We start from the raw sequence: 443 nt of genomic DNA, 5'->3' as shown, positions 1-443 counted from the left end.
CTGTTCTTATCAAAACTCGATATTTGGACTATTTCGGGTATTTATGGAAGATTTTAATTTTTACAGAAATTTAATCAGTGTTTTTTTAAGTTTATTTTTTCTTTTGCCGGCATTTTCGCTTTGTCATGAAATAAAAGAAGCTTCGATTTTTACAATAAACGGTCAGGTTGAATTGAGAATCGAGCCTGTTTTGACTAGCGAAGTTGTTGCAAAAAGCTTGAATCACGAAGGCGGACTAAAAGTTCGCGTCTTAAAAATCAAAGAGTCTGAAAACGGAACTTGGCTTTATGTGCTTATAAGAAGCGGTTTTTGGTCAGAAAATGGAGACTGGATTAAGCCTTATTCTAGGTATTGGATTTTTCTGGAAGATGAAACTAAAATTTTTGATTACGAAGAATGATTTTTTAGAAAAATACAGTGGACTTACGCCGGATGCGGCGGGC

At 34.8% G+C, this 443-nt stretch carries 1 protein-coding gene; it reads left to right on the top strand.

Going from position 1 to position 443, the window contains the following annotated elements; genetic code table 11:
- A partial coding sequence (locus tag B3Y13_RS04780) for a hypothetical protein (RefSeq protein WP_296693029.1) occupies positions 1-400 on the top strand: 400 nt, incomplete at its 5' end.
- Positions 401-443: the final 43 nt, after the last annotated feature.

This window comes from Treponema sp. UBA7567 (assembly GCF_002476655.1).
Lineage (GTDB): Bacteria > Spirochaetota > Spirochaetia > Treponematales > Treponemataceae > Treponema_D.
This window is presented reverse-complemented; position numbering and strand designations above follow the sequence as displayed.